Source organism: Methylophilus sp. 'Pure River' (genome assembly GCF_046765995.1).
Classification (GTDB): domain Bacteria; phylum Pseudomonadota; class Gammaproteobacteria; order Burkholderiales; family Methylophilaceae; genus Methylophilus.
Genome location: NZ_JBKOUE010000002.1, coordinates 95260 through 113945, shown reverse-complemented (window position 1 = coordinate 113945; position 18686 = coordinate 95260). Strand labels below are relative to the sequence as shown.

Annotated in this window: 19 protein-coding genes; 4 read left to right on the top strand and 15 right to left on the bottom strand. The window is 53.0% G+C overall.

The annotated features are described in order from the left end of the window. The first annotated feature begins 30 nt into the window (after nucleotides 1-30). Both ACIDE9_RS02840 and ACIDE9_RS02835 read left to right on the top strand, forming a co-directional pair. Nucleotides 31-483, top strand: coding sequence for a MarR family winged helix-turn-helix transcriptional regulator (locus tag ACIDE9_RS02840; RefSeq protein ID WP_411992527.1), 453 nt, complete (start codon nucleotides 31-33; stop codon nucleotides 481-483). A gap of 125 nt (nucleotides 484-608) precedes the next feature. Continuing rightward, nucleotides 609-1598: a catalase family peroxidase gene (locus ACIDE9_RS02835; protein ID WP_411992526.1), complete on the top strand. Its 990-nt coding sequence runs from the start codon at nucleotides 609-611 to the stop codon at nucleotides 1596-1598. Between the two features lie 54 nt (nucleotides 1599-1652). On the opposite strand, the gene msrB is transcribed toward ACIDE9_RS02835, so the two are convergent. Then, on the bottom strand, nucleotides 1653-2099 hold the full coding sequence (gene msrB, locus ACIDE9_RS02830; protein WP_194752579.1) for a peptide-methionine (R)-S-oxide reductase MsrB: 447 nt from the start codon (nucleotides 2097-2099) through the stop codon (nucleotides 1653-1655). A gap of 162 nt (nucleotides 2100-2261) precedes the next feature. Between msrB and ACIDE9_RS02825 the strand changes: the two genes are divergently transcribed. Further along, complete coding sequence (locus tag ACIDE9_RS02825) at nucleotides 2262-3185, top strand: bestrophin family protein (protein WP_411992524.1); 924 nt, start codon at nucleotides 2262-2264, stop codon at nucleotides 3183-3185. Between the two features lie 109 nt (nucleotides 3186-3294). Here ACIDE9_RS02825 and ACIDE9_RS02820 read toward each other — a convergent pair whose 3' ends face one another. The 9 genes from ACIDE9_RS02820 to ACIDE9_RS02780 form a co-directional block, all read right to left on the bottom strand. Further along, complete coding sequence (locus ACIDE9_RS02820) at nucleotides 3295-4887, bottom strand: OprO/OprP family phosphate-selective porin (RefSeq protein ID WP_411992522.1); 1593 nt, start codon at nucleotides 4885-4887, stop codon at nucleotides 3295-3297. A gap of 204 nt (nucleotides 4888-5091) precedes the next feature. Further along, entirely contained in the window at nucleotides 5092-6366 is a 1275-nt protein-coding gene (locus tag ACIDE9_RS02815) for a D-amino acid dehydrogenase (protein ID WP_411992520.1), read from the bottom strand. A 110-nt stretch (nucleotides 6367-6476) separates the two neighbouring features. Next, complete coding sequence (gshB, locus tag ACIDE9_RS02810) at nucleotides 6477-7412, bottom strand: glutathione synthase (protein ID WP_411992518.1); 936 nt, start codon at nucleotides 7410-7412, stop codon at nucleotides 6477-6479. An 18-nt stretch (nucleotides 7413-7430) separates the two neighbouring features. Continuing rightward, the gene (gshA, locus tag ACIDE9_RS02805) at nucleotides 7431-8741 is read right to left on the bottom strand and encodes a glutamate--cysteine ligase (RefSeq protein WP_411992516.1); all 1311 of its coding nucleotides are present in this window, start codon (nucleotides 8739-8741) and stop codon (nucleotides 7431-7433) included. Nucleotides 8742-8787: 46 nt separating this feature from the next. Continuing rightward, nucleotides 8788-9783, bottom strand: a complete 996-nt coding sequence (gene lipA / locus ACIDE9_RS02800) for a lipoyl synthase (protein ID WP_194752573.1) — start codon at nucleotides 9781-9783, stop codon at nucleotides 8788-8790. Next, a complete protein-coding gene (gene lipB, locus ACIDE9_RS02795) occupies nucleotides 9773-10387 on the bottom strand; it encodes a lipoyl(octanoyl) transferase LipB (protein WP_411992514.1) in 615 nt (204 codons plus the stop codon). The genes lipA and lipB overlap by 11 nt, the downstream gene beginning before the upstream one ends. A gap of 14 nt (nucleotides 10388-10401) precedes the next feature. After that, a complete protein-coding gene (locus ACIDE9_RS02790) occupies nucleotides 10402-10689 on the bottom strand; it encodes a YbeD family protein (RefSeq protein WP_019880868.1) in 288 nt (95 codons plus the stop codon). A gap of 46 nt (nucleotides 10690-10735) precedes the next feature. Next, entirely contained in the window at nucleotides 10736-11833 is a 1098-nt protein-coding gene (locus ACIDE9_RS02785) for a D-alanyl-D-alanine carboxypeptidase family protein (RefSeq protein WP_411992834.1), read from the bottom strand. 95 nt (nucleotides 11834-11928) lie between these two features. Further along, entirely contained in the window at nucleotides 11929-12768 is an 840-nt protein-coding gene (locus tag ACIDE9_RS02780) for a septal ring lytic transglycosylase RlpA family protein (RefSeq protein WP_411992512.1), read from the bottom strand. Between ACIDE9_RS02780 and ACIDE9_RS02775 the strand changes: the two genes are divergently transcribed. Continuing rightward, nucleotides 12767-12943, top strand: coding sequence for a hypothetical protein (locus ACIDE9_RS02775; RefSeq protein ID WP_411992511.1), 177 nt, complete (start codon nucleotides 12767-12769; stop codon nucleotides 12941-12943). The two genes, ACIDE9_RS02780 and ACIDE9_RS02775, sit on opposite strands and share 2 nt — an antisense overlap. A gap of 35 nt (nucleotides 12944-12978) precedes the next feature. Here ACIDE9_RS02775 and rodA read toward each other — a convergent pair whose 3' ends face one another. Genes rodA through ACIDE9_RS02750 form a run of 5 tightly spaced genes read right to left on the bottom strand, consistent with a single transcriptional unit; the run spans nucleotide 12979 to nucleotide 18629 of the window. Beyond that, nucleotides 12979-14076 carry a rod shape-determining protein RodA gene (gene rodA, locus ACIDE9_RS02770; RefSeq protein ID WP_194742476.1) on the bottom strand — a complete coding sequence of 366 codons (1098 nt, stop codon included), beginning with the start codon at nucleotides 14074-14076 and terminating at the stop codon, nucleotides 12979-12981. After that, entirely contained in the window at nucleotides 14069-16000 is a 1932-nt protein-coding gene (gene mrdA, locus ACIDE9_RS02765) for a penicillin-binding protein 2 (protein ID WP_194752570.1), read from the bottom strand. Before mrdA ends, rodA begins: the two co-directional genes overlap by 8 nt. A 3-nt stretch (nucleotides 16001-16003) precedes the next feature. Then, nucleotides 16004-16480 carry a rod shape-determining protein MreD gene (mreD, locus tag ACIDE9_RS02760; protein WP_194742474.1) on the bottom strand — a complete coding sequence of 159 codons (477 nt, stop codon included), beginning with the start codon at nucleotides 16478-16480 and terminating at the stop codon, nucleotides 16004-16006. Continuing rightward, entirely contained in the window at nucleotides 16477-17556 is a 1080-nt protein-coding gene (gene mreC, locus ACIDE9_RS02755) for a rod shape-determining protein MreC (protein WP_411992508.1), read from the bottom strand. Before mreC ends, mreD begins: the two co-directional genes overlap by 4 nt. Nucleotides 17557-17585: 29 nt before the next feature. Further along, nucleotides 17586-18629 carry a rod shape-determining protein gene (locus ACIDE9_RS02750; protein WP_018985380.1) on the bottom strand — a complete coding sequence of 348 codons (1044 nt, stop codon included), beginning with the start codon at nucleotides 18627-18629 and terminating at the stop codon, nucleotides 17586-17588. Nucleotides 18630-18686 lie beyond the last annotated feature (57 nt).

The window sequence follows — 18686 nt, the reverse complement described above, 5'->3', positions numbered from 1 at the left end:
TAAATAGTGTGCTATTTATAATAGAAACATATGAATGAGCCAGTAAAAAATAAAACACCGGTATTACAAGAGCAATTATGCTTTTCGGTATATTCGCTGTCGCTGGCGATTAACAAGGTTTACCGGCCATTGTTAAAAAAGCTGGATCTCACTTATTCACAGTACCTGGTCATGCTGGTATTGTGGGAAGGCGATCAGCGCACCGTCAGTGATATTGGTGAGCAGCTGTTTCTCGACTCAGCCACCTTAACGCCTTTGTTAAAGCGGCTGGAAGTGGCGGAACTGGTGCAGCGTGTGCGCTCTAGCCAGGATGAGCGCCAGGTGATTATTTGCCTGACTGAGTCAGGGCGGCAATTGCGCCAGCAAGCGGCAGGCATTATGGATGACATGCTGTGTGCCATGGGCTGTTCACTGGAGGAGCTGGGTGCGTTACGTGAGCGCCTCAATAGCCTGCGCAATCATTTGATTCAGCACGTTGCCTGAGCCTCAGGGCCTAAAAACAGGGGTTTCATTTTTTTTGACATTTAAGTAGTGCACGATTTAATTTTGCGTTATCAACCTAGAAATTATTTTTTAATGGGAACATTTTTTAACCGAAGGGAATGAAGATGAAATTAAGCGCCGTTGTCAGTCTGTTATTTGCCGCGTCACTCACCGCAGCCCATCCAGCTCTGGCGGATGATAAACCGGTGACCGAACAGCTGGTGGATACGTTAACGACCTTGTCTGGTGGGCCGCATGCGGGTTATCGCGCCAACCATGCCAAGGGTGTGATGGTGGAGGGCACATTTGCACCGACTGCGCAGGCAGCTGGGATTAGCCAGGCCGCGCATTTCCAGAAAGCGTCGCCAGTACTGGTGCGTTTTTCTAATGCCACGGGCGTGCCTAATATCCCCGATGCGAATGGCAATGCTTTCCCTAAAGGCATCGCCATCCGCTTTCAATTGCCAGATGGCACGGGGACAGACATTGTGAGTATTTCTGTGAATGGCTTTCCGGCCGCCACGCCTGAGGACTTTTTGGGTTTGCTCAATGCGGTACGTGATTCACAAGGCAGCACGGCTAAACCTAGCCCGGTGGAGCAGTTTTTAGGATCACATCCGGCAGCGCTTAAATTTGTCACCACCCCGAAACCAGCGCCGGTGAGTTTTGCCACACAGCCATTTTTTGGGGTGAATGCATTTCAGTTTACCAATGCGGCAGGCAAGGCAGTGTATGGCCGCTATCAGATTGTGCCGGTGGCTGGTGCACAATATTTAAGTCAGGAAGTCGCTGATAAAGCGGCCCCCGACTACCTGATGACAGACATTGTTGAGCGTGTGCAGGCCAAAGGCGTGCAGTACAAAATATTGCTGCAACTGGCTGAGCCGGGGGATGAGGTGAACAATGCGACGGTGGTATGGCCAGACAGCCGTAAAACGGTAGAGCTGGGTACGCTCACCTTGAATAAAGCGGTGGCAGATAGCAAAGCGGCAGAAAAACCGATTATGTTTAACCCGCTGCAACTGACAGACGGTATTGCGCCTAGCCAGGATCCTATCTTGCTGGCACGGCCAACTGCTTATGCCGTGAGTTTCGGCAGACGTTTAGCCCATTAATCTTAAAGTGAGTCCTGCGCGGCCGGGGTGTCAGGCCGCGCATTTTTTTGTGGTTTAATTGGCGACAAACGTAATGGCTTTACCGTTAATGCAATAACGCAAGCCACTTTCGGTTTTGCCATCTGGAAACACATGCCCCAGATGCGCGTCACACACATTACACTTTACTTCAACGCGCTGCATGCCATGGCTTTCATCAGCAAAGTAGGCAATCGCATTGCTGGCCAACGGTTGGTCAAATGAGGGCCAGCCAGAAGCGGATTCAAATTTCTGCCCTGAATCAAACAGCACTTGCTCACAGCAGGTACAGGCGTAGCGCCCCGGCGTAAAAGCGACACACATTTCAGAAGAAAACGGCCGCTCGGTCGCACTCAGGCGGGTAATCGCAAATACTTCATCATCCAGAATTTCGCGCCAGGCGCGTATGGATTTTTGTAATTTGTGATCGGGCGCCAGGTTGCCTTCTCTGGCGAGTTTGAGAATATCTTTCCATTTCAACATGATGTTAATCCATTAGCGATGATGCACGGCGCAGACGACAAAAAATGCTTAACCAGTGGTTTCCCCTGTCTTTTTCAAACATACAGGTGCGGCACTGGCAGATAGACTACAGACTATCGAGTATAACATTATCGCAATGGTTCGCCAGGCAGGAGGCTTCCCTTGATCGTCAGATCCAGACCACATTTGTTTGAGCTGTTTTTTATTATCAAAGGCTCGATCGTGCTCAGAATCATGCCGCTGCTGGTATTCGTAGCGACTTTGTCTGCGGCGGTGGTGTCGGTGTATACCTTCAGGCCAGACTGGTTGCCTAAATTTGATGGTGGGCCGTTTGCCTTGCTGGGAATCACCTTGTCCATCTTTCTCGCTTTTAGAAACAATGCCTGTTATGAGCGCTGGTGGGAGGCACGTAAAATCTGGGGGGAGTTTGTACTGACCTGCAGAAGTCTGGGGCGTTTGAGTGTGGTGCTGGATGAGCCACGTGGCTCAATCAGCAGCCAGCGCCAAAGCCTATTGAAATATGGCATTGCCTATGCGCACGCATTGTTGATCCAGCTACGCCCGGCCAGCTCATCATTCAAGCTACAGGCCATGCTGCCAGAGGCACTTTATCAGACCGTGCGTACCAGCCGCAACCCGCCAGAAGTCATTTTGCGTGCCATGCAGCAGTTGCTGGTAGAGGCTTTGCGCGACCGAAAAATTGAAGTGATTCAGTTTCAAATGCTGGATGAGTTATTACAGCGGCTGGCGTTGGCACAGGCCTCTTGCGAGCGCATACAAAATACACCTATCCCGTTTGGCTACACACTATTACTGCATAGAACCGCTTATACCTTTTGTTTTTTGCTCCCGTTTTGTTTTGCCAATATCCTGGGTTGGGCGACGCCGTTTGTGACCGCGCTGGCAGCCTATACCCTGTTTGGCCTCGACGCCTTGGGTAATGAGCTGGAGGAGCCGTTTTCGCTGGGTGCCAATGCCTTACCGATCAATGCCTTGACCGATATGATAGAAATTGACCTCAAGGAAGCGTTACGTGAGAGTGATATACCGCCCTCGCCACAGCCTAAAGACTTTGTGTTGATGTAACTGATGGCATTGCAGTAAAACGAACATTTTTGTAAAAAGGATTGCCAAGATACGCACCACTGCAAACTATCGCTGAGTGTGGTGCGTATGCATGATTTAAAAGAGTGAACTAAAAATCGAACTGGGCGCGCATGGTAATCGCATCTTCGTGATCAAACGTGTAGCTTTTATTGGTGCTGCTTGCAGGGGTTGTGACGGTCACGGGCGTATCAAAGTGCGTATGCACGTAGTTGGCGACTAAGCGTATATAAGGAGTCAGAATCCAGTTGGCACCAATCGTCCAGGTGTCAAACTCATTCGAACGGCCAGCAGCCAAGCGACCAGTGCCAGCGGTATTCGTGGTCACAAAGTCACTGCCATCAAATTTGCTGTATCGTGCGCCCAGTTGTAATGCGCCCCAGCCATCGCCACCCCAGGCAAAGTCCTGCTTGGGACGCAAACGTCCAAACATGCCGTCTTTATAGGTGCTGGCAAATGTTTCACCTGTCACTATCCAGTTGACGCTGGCATACCATGCGGTCAAGTCGCGATCAAAATTACTGCCATCAAACTTCTCCTGGATATGTTCGGTTTGAAATTTGAGTGGTCCATGTGCGAGCGCCAGTTCATAACCCTGGCGGCTACGGTCAATCGCTCTGGTGAACGTATCCGTGGAGAATACTGTATAACCACGACCTTCGGTCTGCACATTGAGAGTGGTGATGCTGCCAGGTTCTTGTTGGCCTTTGGCATAAAAGCCGCCTAGGTGCACCACGCTGTCTTTCCAGTTTGCGAATTGTGCAATATTGCCAACGACGCGTAGTAACGCGTCTTTGTTGTCATATTTGGCATCGGTTTCATCACCGTTAGCCGTGGCCGTATTGACGCCTTTACCATCGGTCCATGACGCGTTATAAAACAAACCGGGGATCGGCTCGCCAAATACCATCACACCTCGGTCAAAGGTAGGGCCTAACAAATAGTCAGTAGAGCCACGTTCTTGAAAGTCAGTAAAGTTGGCGTTCATTGCCCGCTCAAGGCCATAAAAAGGCTTGAACTGGCCAGCACGCAATTTAAAACCGTTAAAGTGGATATAGTCGACGTGCGCATACGTTAAGCCCACGCTGCCATTGTTAGCGGTGCCGCTGTATTCTGCTTCTAACCTGGCTGCAAAGTCCTTCAGGGCGACATTGGCCCCTAAACGTGCACGTCTGATATTGAATGTATCAGGCGCGGCAATGTCGGGTGCAAAGCTGCGATAGTCGGCTTGCACGCGACCGTTAATGCCGAGCTTCCATGCACCGCTGCCATCTTCAAAACTCAAGCCGTTTTTAAAGTTGGCATATACCGGTTGACCTGTAGACTGCCCGCGCGCTGCTTGCAGCGTTTTTAACTGATCTGCCATGGCCTCAATTTTTGATTGTTGCTCACGCAATTGCAGTTTTTCTTCTGCCGCGATGGCATGTGGCGGTTCGGCTGGTTTGCTGGCGCTGGCTTTTAACGCTTTTAATTCGTTCGCCAGCATTTGCATTTGCTGTTGTTGCGCTTCCAGCATCTGCTGTAATTGAGCAATGCGGGCATCTGTCTCTGCGTCCGCCCAGGCGGGTGTGATGCTTAAACCTAGCATCACCGCGCTGACTGCAGCTGTGATTTTTTTAACGCGTGAAAAAGGCGCTTGTTGGCCTGTGGCAATGCATATTGCCCGATTTCTTACGTGGTTCACTAAGGTTGTCCTCTCGTGATAAATAGGGTGTCTTTAGTCGATGAGCTCTATTCTTGTTTTACTCATGCGCTGAACACGCAAGAATAGCGGTCAATTCGCTGCGGGGATTCTAGCATCGCTATATTCGTTCAGGAATATCGGTAAAGGTATATTGATCTGGATAATCAAGATGGATTTTGGCACAGCTTGATTTGGAGGCAGGCGCTAAGAAGAGTAGCGTTTGTTACTTAATTCTTGGGTCTCAATGGCAGGTTTGTCATGCGTCATCAGGTCAGCTAAAACCTGTCCTGAGCCGCAAGCCATGGTCCAGCCTAAAGTGCCGTGCCCGGTGTTCAGCCATACATTCGGGTAGCGGGCGTCTGCCTGGCCGATGATGGGCGTGCCATCTGGCGTCATGGGGCGCAAGCCGGTCCAGAATAAGGCTTGCGAGACATCGCCAGCATGTGGGAATAATCCATTGAATACCATTTCCAGCGTTGCGCGGCGGCGCGGGTTGAGTCGTAAATCAAAGCCCGACAGCTCGGCCATACCGCCGACGCGGATGCGTTGGTCAAAGCGTGTAATGGCCACTTTGTAGGTTTCATCCATGACAGTGGATACCGGTGCGGCATCGCTATTGGTGATGGGGATGGTCAGTGAATACCCTTTGACTGGATATACCGGCAAGCTCAGCCCTAGTGACTGCGTGAGTGGACGTGAATAGCTGCCGAGTGCCACCACGTAATGGTCTGCTTTCAGTGTTTCAACGCCAGCATGGCTTTGTATTTCCACGCCTTGCAATTGATTGTGCTGCGTGATTAGGCGCTGGATGCTGGCGCCTTGGATGAATTGTACGCCCAGCGCCTGTGCCTTCGCCGCCAACTGGGTAGTAAATAACTGGCAATCGCCCGTTTCGTCGCCAGGCAGGTACAACCCACCCAATAGCTGGTCTTGCACGTGCGCCAGTGCAGGCTCAATGCGCGTGCAGCCTGTAGGGTCCAGGTGCTCAAAAGGCACGCCCATGCGGCTGAGCACGGCAATATCCTTAGCTTCAGCGGCCAGTTGTTTAGGTGTGCGGAAGACTTGCAGCGTACCGCGGCTACGCGCTTCATATTGGATGCCGGTATTGGTACGCAAGGTGCGCAGGCAGTCGCGGCTGTATTCTGCCAGGCGCACCATGTGTGATTTGTTGAGGTCGTAACGCGCGGTGGAGCAATTGCCTAGAAATTGCGCAATCCATTGCAGTTGCCATAAGCTGAAATCGGGTTTGAGCGAGAGTGGGGCATGGCGTTGAAACAGCCATTTGAGGGCTTTGAGCGGAACGTCTGGGCCTGCCCAGGGCGCTGCATAGCCCGGTGAGATTTGGCCTGCATTGGCAAAGCTGGTTTCCAGGCCAACCGCTGGCTGGCGGTCGATGACGGTGACTTCAAATCCTTTTAATGCCAGGTAATAAGCACTTGTTACACCAATCACTCCAGAACCCAGCACCAACACACGCATGATGACACTCCTACGACTGCAACTGACGATATCACTTATGTTTTAAATGACATCAGCCATATTATCAAACTTGATAATCAAGTTTGCGTAAGGGTTATGTTTTTATCGCCCTAGGCCGTGAGTTTTTCCAGCGCTTCTACCATCACCTTGGCGGGGTCACAGTCTGTTTGCGCGGCAATTTCCACCATGCCGGTGGGGCTGGTGACATTCACCTCGGTTAAATAATCGCCAATCACATCGAGCCCGACTAAAAACAGGCCGTGTTGTTTGAGTATTTTGCCTACAGTTTCAGCGATTTCCTGGTCGCGTGCGCTTAGTGCTTGGGCAACCCCTTTACCGCCAGCGGCCAGGTTGCCACGGGTCTCGCCGGTTTTGGGGATGCGCGCGAGTGCGTAGGGGAGCGGTTCGCCATTGATGATCAGGATGCGTTTATCGCCTTTGCTAATCTCTGGAATATAACGCTGCACCATAATGGTTTGCGTTTCAAATTGGGTCAGCGTTTCGAGGATGGCGTAGATATTGGGGTCGTCTTTGCGCAGGCGGAAAATGCCGCTGCCGCCCATGCCATCAAGAGGCTTGACGATAATGTCCTCATGTTCGGCTAAAAACGCCAGTATTTTTTCCTGTTTGCTGGTGACGATAAACGGTGGCGTGAATTGCGCAAAACGGGTCACCGATAATTTTTCGTTCCAGCCACGAATGGCAGCCGGATCGTTGAGGATGCGTGCGCCTTGTTGTTGCGCCAGTTCGAGTAAATAGGTGCTGTAGAGGTATTCGTTATCAAACGGCGGGTCTTTGCGCATGAGCACGGCATCAAAGCTGTGCGGTGCTTGCGTGGTTTTGTCACCGGTTTGCCAACCGCCATCTTCAACAAAGGCAAAAGACTGGGCATCTACTCGCACGGTTTCGCGTTGCAGGTGCCAGTCGTGCTGTTCACACACATAGACTGCGTGGCCACGTGCCTGGGCGGCGCGCATGATAGCGAGGCTGGTGTCTTTGTAGCTTTTGAGTGATGCCAGCGGATCCAGAATAAACAGCAGTTTCATTATGCGCCTCGGCGGTGTTTAATCATTCAACGGGTCGTTTTCTTGCAGCTCCATGCCTGCGGCTAGCAGTGCCAGGCGCGCGACCACGCCATAGGCATAGAAACGGTTTGGCGGCGCATCAGGTGCGCCCGCACAGTCGGGCAGGGTACAGGGTTTTTCAAACGCGAGAGGGGCAAAATGCATGCCGGGCGCATTGAGGTTTTCATCAATGCCGCGGCTGGTGTGCACGCGGTAAAAACCACCAATCACAAAGTGATCCATCATGTACACCACCGGTTCGGCCACGGCATCATTGATGTTCTCAAAGGTATACACGCCTTCCTGGATCATCACTTCAGACACCTGCATGCCTTCTTTAATCACCGACATTTTGTTGCGCGCTTTACGGTTGAGGTCGCGCACTTCATCCGCCGATTTGACGCTCATGATGCCCATGCCATACGTGCCAGCATCGGCTTTGACGATGGCAAACGGTTGTTGTGTGATGCCGTATTCGTCATATTTGGCCTGAATCTTTTTCAGGATAGCATCGACTTTGTCTGCCAGTAAGTCTTCACCGACGCGGGCATGAAAATCAATGCCGCTAGCGGTGTCAAAATACGGATTCAGCAACCAGGGGTCGATCTGCAGTAATTGCGAAAACTCGTCGACCACTTTGTCATAAGCGGCAAAGTGCTGTGATTTACGGCGGGTAAACCAGCCTGCATGCAAGGGCGGAATCAGGGTTTGTTCCAGGTTTTGCAACATGTCTGGCACGCCGCCGGACAAATCATTATTGAGCAGGATGGCACAGCTATCAAAGGCCGGATAATCCACGCCTTCAAACGAAGCCGCGTTTAATTGCAGGCGATTTTTGATGCGCACCAGCGGTTCCAGAATCAATGGCAGGCCGTCATGGGTTTCCAGTTTGGTGATTTCGGTCATCTCAGGTGACAGGCTGCCGACGCGCACTTCCATGCCTGCGGCTTTGAGGATATTGCACAGTTCAACCACGTTGCGCAAGTAATAGGTATTGCGGGTATGGTTTTCCGGGATGAGCAACAAACGGCGTGCGTCCGGGCAGATTTTTTCGACCGCCACTTGGGCCGCTTGCACAGCCAGGCTCAGAAACTCAGGATTGAGGTTATTAAAACCACCAGGGAACAGGTTAGTATCAACAGGTGCCAGTTTAAACCCGGCATTGCGCAGGTCTACACTGGCGTAAAACGGGGCGGGGATTTCCTGCCATTTGCTGCGAAACCAGTGCTCGATATCTGGCATGGCTTGCAACACGCGTTTTTCCAGCGTGTATAGTGGACCGCTCAAAGCCGTTGTTAAATGTGGAACCATGTTTGCTCCTGTGCTTGTTATTGGTGGGCCGGGTTGTCGGCGCTATTTATGCTGATGGTTGTTCTATCACGGCGTGGGCTTGTTGATCCGCATGATAACTGCTGCGTACCATCGGGCCGCTGGCTGCGTTGTCAAAGCCCATGGCGTCGGCCTGTTGTTTAAACCAGTCGAAGGTTTGCGGCGTGACGTAGCGCAACACGGGTAAATGGTGCACGCTGGGTTGCAGGTATTGCCCCAGCGTGAGCATGCTGACGTTATGCGCACGCAAGTCACGCATAACCTCAATAATCTCTTCGTCGGTTTCACCCAGTCCTAGCATGAGGCCAGATTTGGTAGGCACATCCGGGTACATCAGGCTGAATTGCTTCAGCAGGTCTAGCGAGTGTTGGTAGTCAGAGCCGGGGCGCGCCTGTTTGTAGAGGCGTGGTACGGTCTCCAGGTTATGGTTCATGACGTCCGGCGGCGCTTCACGCAGGATTTTGAGTGACACATCCAGGCGGCCACGGAAGTCAGGAACCAGGATTTCGATTTTAATCTGCGGCGATTGCGCGCGAATGGCGCGGATACAATCGACAAAGTGTTGGGCGCCACCGTCAGGCAAGTCATCACGGTCGACCGAGGTTACGACTACATAACGCAGTTTCATCTGTGCAATCGTGCGCGCCAGGTTTTCCGGTTCGTTCGGGTCAGGTGGCAAGGGCTTGCCATGTGCCACGTCGCAAAACGGGCAACGGCGGGTGCAAATGTCGCCCAGAATCATAAAGGTGGCCGTGCCGCCGCTAAAGCATTCGCCTATGTTGGGGCAACTGGCTTCTTCACAGACGGTGTGCAGATTGTTATCGCGCAGCACCTGTTTGATTTCCTGGAAACGTGCCGAATCTGGCACTTTCATGCGTATCCATTCCGGCTTGCGCAGCATGGGTTGCGGCACGATTTTAATCGGGATGCGCGATGTTTTGGCGGCGTCTATCTCTTTGACACCGGCCACTTTTTTGGCCGGGCGTACGCTGACCGGATGTTCTTGGTTGGAATTATCTGACATGCGTCAGTTTCTCTTTCAATCGTTGGGTTAAATCTGCTGCGATCTCTGTCATATTCAGCGCGATATTTAAATCCCGGGTTTGCGTCATTTGCATGCCGGCATAACCACACGGGTCAATGTCGGCAAACGGCTGTAAATCCATGTCTATATTCAAACTCAAGCCATGATAGCAGCACTGGTTTTTCAGGCGTAGTCCCAGCGAGGCGATTTTTTTTCCTGCCACATACACGCCGGGGGCATCTGCACGTGCGACGGCGGCAATGCCATGCGCGGCCAAAAATTCTATCAGGCTGTTTTCCAAGATGGAGACAAGTTGCCGCACATTCAAGTGGCTACGTGCCAGATCAATCAGGCAATAGATAATGAGCTGGCCGTGGCCGTGGTAGGTAATCTTGCCGCCACGGTCTACATTGACCACAGGGATGTCGTTTTGCGGCAGGCGTACCCCCCGGCGGTTAAGGCCTAAGGTATAGACGGGTGGATGCTCGGTGATCCATAGCTGGTCGGGGGTGTCTTGGTTACGTGCTGCGGTAAAGGCCTGCATGTCAGCCAGCGTGGCCGCATAATCAGTCAGGCCCAGCTGGCGGATTTGCAGAGCAAGCATGGAGGCAAGGCTGGTTACAGCACGACCTTGACCATCGGGTGCGAGGTCAGGCTGCGATAAATATCGTCCAGTTGTGGTTTGGAGGTCACATACACCAGGCAGGTCAAACTCAGGTATTTGCCATTGCTGCTGCCACGCATCTCGATCAGGTGCGTATCGAACTCTGGCCAATGGCCCTGAATAACACGGGTGACTTCAAGGGTGAAGTCATCATGCGTTTCACCCATGACCTTGATCGGGAAGTTGGTTGGAAACTCAATCAGGGTTTCTTCCGCCGCAGGCGTTTGCTCTTGCTGGGTCATGGGGTCACCTACCTTTGTGTTCGTTCAGCGTTATGACAACAAGGGTTTACTGCAAATACAGGCGCACCTGGTCGATCATGCGTGAGAAGATATTGCTGGCCTCAACGGCATGCACGGTGACCAGTGGCACGCTATGCACCACTTTGCCACCCAGGCTAAAGTCCACCGCGCCCACGGTTTGATGCGCTTTTAATGGCGCCTCGAGTGGTTTGGCAATGCGCAGGTTCGCCTTCATATTGGCATACTCACCTTGCGGTAATGTTAAATAGACTGGTTTGGCGACCGTTAAATCAACTTCGCTTTCGGTGCCTTTCCAGACTTTTTGACGCGTAATGGCTTTGTCAGCCGCATAAATCAGTTTGGATTCATAAAACTGGAAACCAAAATTCAGCAGCTTCTGGCTTTCGGCCGCGCGTACATTATCTGAAGTGGTGCCGAGTATCACAGAAATCAAGCGGAAGTCACTACGCTTGGCTGAAGAAATCAGGCAGTAGCCAGCAGATTCGGTGTGGCCGGTCTTCATGCCGTCGACGGTCGTGTCGATAAACAACAGGCGGTTGCGGTTAGGCTGCGTGATGTTGTTATAGGTATAAGACTTCTGGGAGTATAAACGTGCGTAGTCCTGCGGATAGTCGCGGATCAGGGCGTTGGCCAGGATGGACAAGTCACGCGCTGTCGTTGTGTGGGTAGGGTCTGGCAGGCCAGTGGCATTGACGAAGTGGCTGTTTTTCATGCCCAGCGCCGCGGCTTTTTTGTTCATCAGGGTTGCGAACAGTTCTTCACTGCCTGCAATGCCCTCTGCCAGCGTAATGGCGGCATCGTTGCCGGACTGAATAATCAGGCCATGCAGCAGTTCATCCACCGTCACCATCATGGTGGTGTCGATAAACATTTTGGAGCCTTCGACCTTCCAGGCTTTTTGGCTGACTGGCAAGGTTTGTGTCAGTGCCAGGCGTTTTTGCTTCACCGCCTCAAAAGTCAGGTAAGCCGTCATCACCTTGGTGAGCGAGGCTGGCTCCACCGGCATATCCGGGTTATTAGCCGCCAGCAGGCTGCCAGTGTTGGCATCACGCAGTACAAAGGCTTTGGCCGCCAGCGTTGGGGTCGGCACATTGCCAGTGATGGCTTCTGCCGCCACGGTCATCAAAGGAATCGAAAGTAGAAAAGCAATACAAGAACGCCACATGGTCATCATTTAACGAGAAAAAAACTTAATGAGAAACAGCTCACAGGAAAATACTAGCGCGAAAATATCAGCGCGGGTAACTGCAATTGGTCACGCATCTGGTTGGCGGCCTGGGTCGCCAATGCGTGATCTGGATAAGGCCCCAGAACTATCTGGAACACTTTTCCATTATACACTTTGTTGAGCAGGGATTGTGTTTCGGGCAGGGCGCTGAAGATGCGCTGTTGCAGGCGGTCTGCGTTCTCTTCCTGGCCGAAAGCACCTAGCTGCACATATACGCCATTTGCATCCAAGGTCGACAATGGTTTTGCCGTGGTAATGGTGCGCGTGACCTGCACGGTCTCTTGCGGAAGTGCTTGTGTGTTTGTTGTGGCTGGTGCAGTTATGGCCGTGCTCTCTGATGGCTGCGAGGGGTCGATTAATGTCACCTGTACCTGGGCCGAGCCGTGGCGGGTGATATCCAGCTGTTTGGCGGCGGCATAAGACAAGTCAATGATACGATCACGGCCAAAGGGCCCGCGATCATTGACGCGCGCCATGATGGTTTTGCCATTGCTGAGGTTGGTAACGCGTACATAGCTCGGAATCGGCAGCGTACGGTGTGCCGCGGTCAGTTTGAACATATCATAAGGTTCACCACTGGCGGTTTTGCGGCCATGAAACTTCTTGCCATACCACGAGGCATGCCCGGTTTGCGTGTATGGCGTGCTGAGGTCAGACATAGGCGTCACGGTTTCACCGTTGACGATATACGGCTTGGTCGTGCCTTTGACAATCGGCTCCACCTTAGGTGTGATGGTGGTTTCGAGCGGAATATTCGGGTCTATGCCATCGGTGGCATTGCCGCTGCTTTCAGGTTTGGGGTCTATATTAATCACTTTGGGGCCACCCATGATTGAGCCATTGCTGGCCGGAGCATTAGTGGCCGGCATGGGTGCGCTGTTGGCAGGGTTGCTCGTTGCTGGTTTTGTCGGCGGTGTTGAAGGCGCGGTCTGCCGCGGCGGCATGCTGCTGCTACAGGCGGCCAGCCAGATTGTCAGTGTGATGATGCATAACCGTTGCAAGTGAAAAAACATCCAGTTCCTTAATCGGTATTGACGCACCTAATCTGTGGCGACCAGGCGTTTGTGTGATTGCACACTCATTAACAAGCCCAGGCTCAGGCCTAGGGTTAACAGTGACGTGCCACCATAGCTGACCAGCGGTAATGGAATCCCGACTACGGGCAAAATGCCGCTTACCATGCCCATGTTCACGAAACAATAGGTAAAGAAAGTCGCCGCAATGCTGCCTGCCAGCAAGCGTGAAAAGGTACTCTTGGCTTGTGACGCGATAATGAAGGCGCGGCCAATAATAATGGTAAATAGCAGTAATAACAGGCTGCAGCCGACCAGGCCAAACTCTTCAGCAAAGACGGCAAACACAAAGTCGGTCGTTCTCTCGGGCACAAAGTCGAGTTGCGACTGTGTGCCATTGAGCCAGCCTTTGCCGGTACTGCCGCCAGAACCAATGGCAATGGTGGCCTGGATAATATGGTAACCGGCGCCCAGCGGGTCCTGGCTCGGGTCGATCAGAATCTCTACCCGGCGGCGCTGGTAGTCGTGCAGCATGGACCACAAAATCGGCAATGCGGCGCCAAATGCAATGGCGCTGCCAAAAATAAACTTCCAGCTGAGTCCGGCCAAAAAGATGACATAAAAACCGGCAGCAAACACCAGTGTGGCGGTGCCCAGGTCGGGTTGTTTGGCGATCAGCAAGACTGGAACCAGCAAAATGACCCCTGCAACCACATAGTCTGCGGTACGCAGCATGCTCTCACGCTTGGAGAAATACCAGGACAGCATGATAGGCACGGCCAGTTTCATCAGTTCGGATGGCTGGATTTTGGTCACGCCGAGGTTGAGCCAGCGTCTGGCGCCATGGCTGATATCTCCCACCAGGGCGACAGCAATCAGCAAGGACAGGCCTAGCAGGTAGGCCGGTAAGGCAATACGCTCTATATGCTGTGGTTGTGTATTGGCCACCAGTAACATGACGCCCATCATGACCACGATATTGACGAGCTGTGCATTGACTTTGAGCATAGACTGCCCGGACGCGCTGTAGAGCACCATCAGTGCGACCACCAGCACCATGAGCACGGTGGCCAGCAAAATGGAGTCGATATGCCGGATAAAGTGGCCTATCCATTGTCTAATCATGAGGCTCCTCCTCTACTTCAGGCGCATTGGTGACCGTGGTTTCAGGCACGGGGGCTGCGTTAGGGTCTACCGGCACTTTGCCTAGCAAATAATAATCCATGGCCTTGCGTGCAATGGGGCCCGCTGTCGAGCCACCGTGGCTGCCATTCTCGACAATGACGGCGATGGCAATTTTCGGGTCTTCTGCCGGAGCATAGGCAATAAACCAGGCATGATCGCGATGACGTTCGGCGATCAGTTTTTCGTTGTATTTCTCATTCTGCTTGATACCAACCACCTGCGCAGTCCCGGTTTTGGCAGCAATGTCATAGCCTGCATTGGCACCGACGGCTGCAGCCGTGCCGCCAGGACGGGTCACGTCCATCATGCCCAATTTGACGATATCCAGATTCTGAGTATTGAGCGGGAGCTGGTCGGCAACGGTGTGTGGCAGCATTTTGACCTGATTCGTTTTGGCATCCACGATGGCGTTGACTAGGTGCGGACGGATGGCTTTACCACTATTCGCCAAGGTGGCTGTGGCGTAGGCCAGCTGCATAGGTGTGACCAGGGTATAGCCCTGGCCAATGCCGACGATGACGGTTTCGCCCATATACCATGGTTGCTTGTAGCGCTTTTGCTTCCAGGCCGGGGTGGGCAGCAAGCCGGACAGCTCGCCCTGGATATCAATATTGGTTTTCTCGCCAAACCCAAAGTGGCGTACAAAGTCCGTCAGCCGCTCAATCCCCAGCTCAACGGCCAGGCCATAAAAAAACGTGTCACAAGACACGGTAATGGCTCTGCGCATATCAACGGCACCATGGCCGGAAGGCTTCCAGTCGCGGTAGCGGTGGCGGCTGTTGGGCAGCATGAAATAGCCCGGGTCGCTGATAGTGAAGGGCGGCTGACGCTTGCCGGACTCCAGCCCGGCTAATGCCACAAACGGCTTGAAGGTAGAGCCTGGTGGATAAATCCCTTTGAGTGAGCGGTTAATCAGCGGTTTGTCAGGTGAGTTGTTCAGGTTGTTCCAGTTGTCGTAATCAATTCCATCCACAAATAGGTTGGCATCAAATGACGGCATGCTGACCATGGCCAAGACCTCACCGGTCTTAGGTTGTATGGCCACTAGTGCGCCCCGGCGACCGGCGAACTCATGCTCGACGATTTCCTGCAGCTTGGCGTCCATGGACAGCACAATATTGTTGCCAGAGGTGGGAGACGCGCTTGAAAGCACACGCACAGCGCGGCCATCGGCATCAATCTCCACCTGCTGGAAGCCGGTAATGCCATGCAGGTCTGCTTCATAGGCCTGTTCTACTCCGGCTTTGCCGATATGTTCGGTGCCTTTGTAGTTAGAAAGCTGGTTGCTCTCTTTGAGTTGCTTGAGGTCATTTTCATTGATGCGGCTGATATAGCCAATCCCATGCGTACCCAGGGTGCCATAAGGGTAATGTCTAAAAAGTCGTGATTTGAGCTCAACACCCGGGAAGCGGAAGCGATTGACGGCAAACTTGGCCGCTTCGTACTCATTGAGGTGGGTGCGGATGGGAATGCTCTCAAAGGTGTGACTTTGCGCGCGCAGTTTTTTAAAGCGTTTTAAATCGGTAGCAGAAATTTCGACCAGCTTACCTAGTTCGGCAATCGTGTCCTGCAAATCATCTGTTTTGGAGGGTGTGATTTCCAGCGTATAGACAAAAAAGTTATGCGCCAGAATGATGCCGTTACGGTCTGAGATCAGGCCGCGGTTGGGCGTGATCGGGACAATCGAAATACGGTTATTCTCCGCCAGGGTCTGGTAGTAGTCATAGCGGAAGACTTGCAGGTAGTAAAAACGGCCAAGCAGCGCAGAGAATGCGCTGAGGACCATGAGGATCAGGAACACCAGACGAACCCGGAACTTGTGCTGTTCGTTTTGGTGGTTTTTGAGTTCGGTACTATACCCCATTGCTTATAACTTCTTCGGGCGGGTCAGTTCGCCAAACCAGATAATCATGCATTGCCACAATATGAGGTCGGAAATCACGGGCAAGCCGTAAGTCCAGTCCGGCAATTCGCCGCCAGCAAACAGTTTCAGCAGCAAAATCAGCGCGCGTTGCGCACCAAACAGAAAGATGACATATAAATAAAGTTGCCAGCGGTTAAACAGTACCAGCCTGCGCTGGTAAATCAGGCCCAGAAAAGCGGTCACTGCAAAGGTCAGTGCATGCTGTCCGAGCAGGCTGCCCGTCGATAAATCGACCAATAGCCCGGCAAACCAGACCCAGCCAATGTTGCAATGGTAGGGCGCTTGCAACAGCCAGTAAATCATAATCACCAGCAAAAAGTCTGGGCGGATAATAATGCCGGTATTGGACCAGGGGTAAAGCTGGAAGGTAAGCCCGACCAGCATGGTAAACAGGAATGTGCTGAATTTAACCGGCTTCATGGGTGCTCCGGTGTGGCAGGCGTGTTATCAGGTGTTGCTGCTGCGCCACTGTCGGGGCTGGCAGGGGTCGCATCTAAAACGGGTGTTTCTGTGGCCGGATGCGGATCAACGGCGGCGTTGTTTTTTTGCAGTACTTCCACCACTGACTGGTCCAGGTGCTGCGCATTGTTGCGCGGCAGCACGGGGCGGTTTTCGCTGGCCTGGTTCATGGCGGGCGTATCCGGCATCTTGAGGATGAGTACGTGTTTATGGTTGTTGACGCCTGCAATCGGACGGCTGATGATTTTGGCAAACGGCGAGTCCTGGCTTTGCTTGATCTGGGTGACGACGGCCACCGCCAATCCTGCCGGATACACGCCATCGATGCCGGAGGTGACTAGTTTGTCGCCGACCTTGATGTCCACACTGGTTGGCAGGTATGGAATATCCAGCGTGTTGCGCTTGCCCTCGCCGAAGGCAATCGCACGTAACTGGTTGCGCTCAATCTGAATGGGAATCGACAGTTTTTTATCGGTAATCAGTGTTACTTCGCTGGTGAATGGATAGACGCGCGTAATCTGCCCCACCACGCCTTGTTCATCCACCACGGCTTGTCCGGGGGTGATGTCATGGCGGCTGCCACGGTTAAGCGTGATGATGTTGCTGAACGGGTCGCGCCCCATGTGCAACACTTCGCCTAGTGTGGCTTGCGGGATAATGGGCAAATCACCCGCGAGCAGCGTGCGTAAGTGTACGTTTTCGGCATCCACGGTTGCCAGTCGCTGTAAGGCGGCATGGTCTATCAAGGCTTGTTGTTTGAGCTTGAAGTTGTCCTGAATGAGCTGGTTGTGTGAGGTGAAGTAGGTGTTAATGTTGCGTCCCCACTCATTAGGGGCGCTGGCCAGCACCTCCAGCGGGTGCAGGGCGGTGCTGAACCATTGGCGAACCTGGCTCAGGTAATCAAAGCGCGCATCCACGGCCATCATTACCAGTGACAGCGTGCAAAAAAACATCAGGCGTGAGAAAGGCTTGGGTCCCTGGATAAAAAAAGCCGGGGATTCCTGAGGGTCAAGCTGTTGGTGTATGCCTTTTAGCATGATCGGGTGCGCGCCAACGTTGCCCCGAATTATTCGCTAGCAAAAACGTTGCCCAGCTTATCCATTTCTTCCAGCGCACGGCCACAGCCGCGGGCAACGCAAGTCAGTGGGTCTTCTGCAACGATGACTGGCAGGCCAGTTTCTTCTACCAGCAGGCGGTCCAGATCGCGCAGCAGGGCGCCACCGCCGGTCAGTACCATGCCTTTTTCGGCAATGTCAGCACCCAGTTCTGGAGGGGTTTGCTCTAGGGCAGATTTCACCGCACCGACGATAGAGTTCAGTGGCTCAGTCAGGGCTTCGAGGATTTCGTTGCTGGAAATGGTGAATTTACGTGGCAAGCCTTCTGCCAGGTTGCGGCCAGTGACTTCCATTTCGAGGACTTCAGAACCCGGGAAGGCAGAGCCGATTCTTTTCTTGATGGCTTCAGCGGTTGGCTCGGAAATTTGCATGCCGTAGTTGCGGCGAATGTAGTCAATAATCGCCTGGTCAAACTTGTCGCCACCTACACGCTCAGACTTGGCGTACACGATGCCGCCCAGTGAAATCACGCCGACTTCAGTTGTACCACCGCCGATATCCACCACCATGGAGCCCGTCGCTTCAGCCACTGGCATGTCAGCACCAATCGCCGCGGCCATCGGTTCTTCAATCAGGAACACCTGTTTGGCACCTGCACGCTCGGCGGACTCTTTAATCGCGCGGCGCTCAACTTGGGTGGAGCCAACCGGCACACAGATAATGATGCGCGGACTAGGAGAAAACCAGCGGGATTCGTGTACTTTGCGGATAAAAAACTTGAGCATTTGCTCGGTGATGGTGAAGTCGGCAATCACACCATCTTTCATCGGGCGGATGGCCTGAATGTTGGCAGGCGCACGGCCCAGCATGCTTTTCGCATCTGAACCAACGGCTAACAACACTTTTTTGCCATTGGGGCCGCCTTCGGTACGAATCGCCACCACCGACGGTTCATCCAGTACGACGCCTTTACCACGCACGTAGATCAGGGTGTTGGCGGTGCCAAGGTCAATGGCAAGATCATTGGAGAAGTAGCTGTTGAGTGAACCGAACATGTTTTATCCTGTGAAGTTTCCGACTTTAGAACTGCTCGCTAAGTGCGGCATAAAATC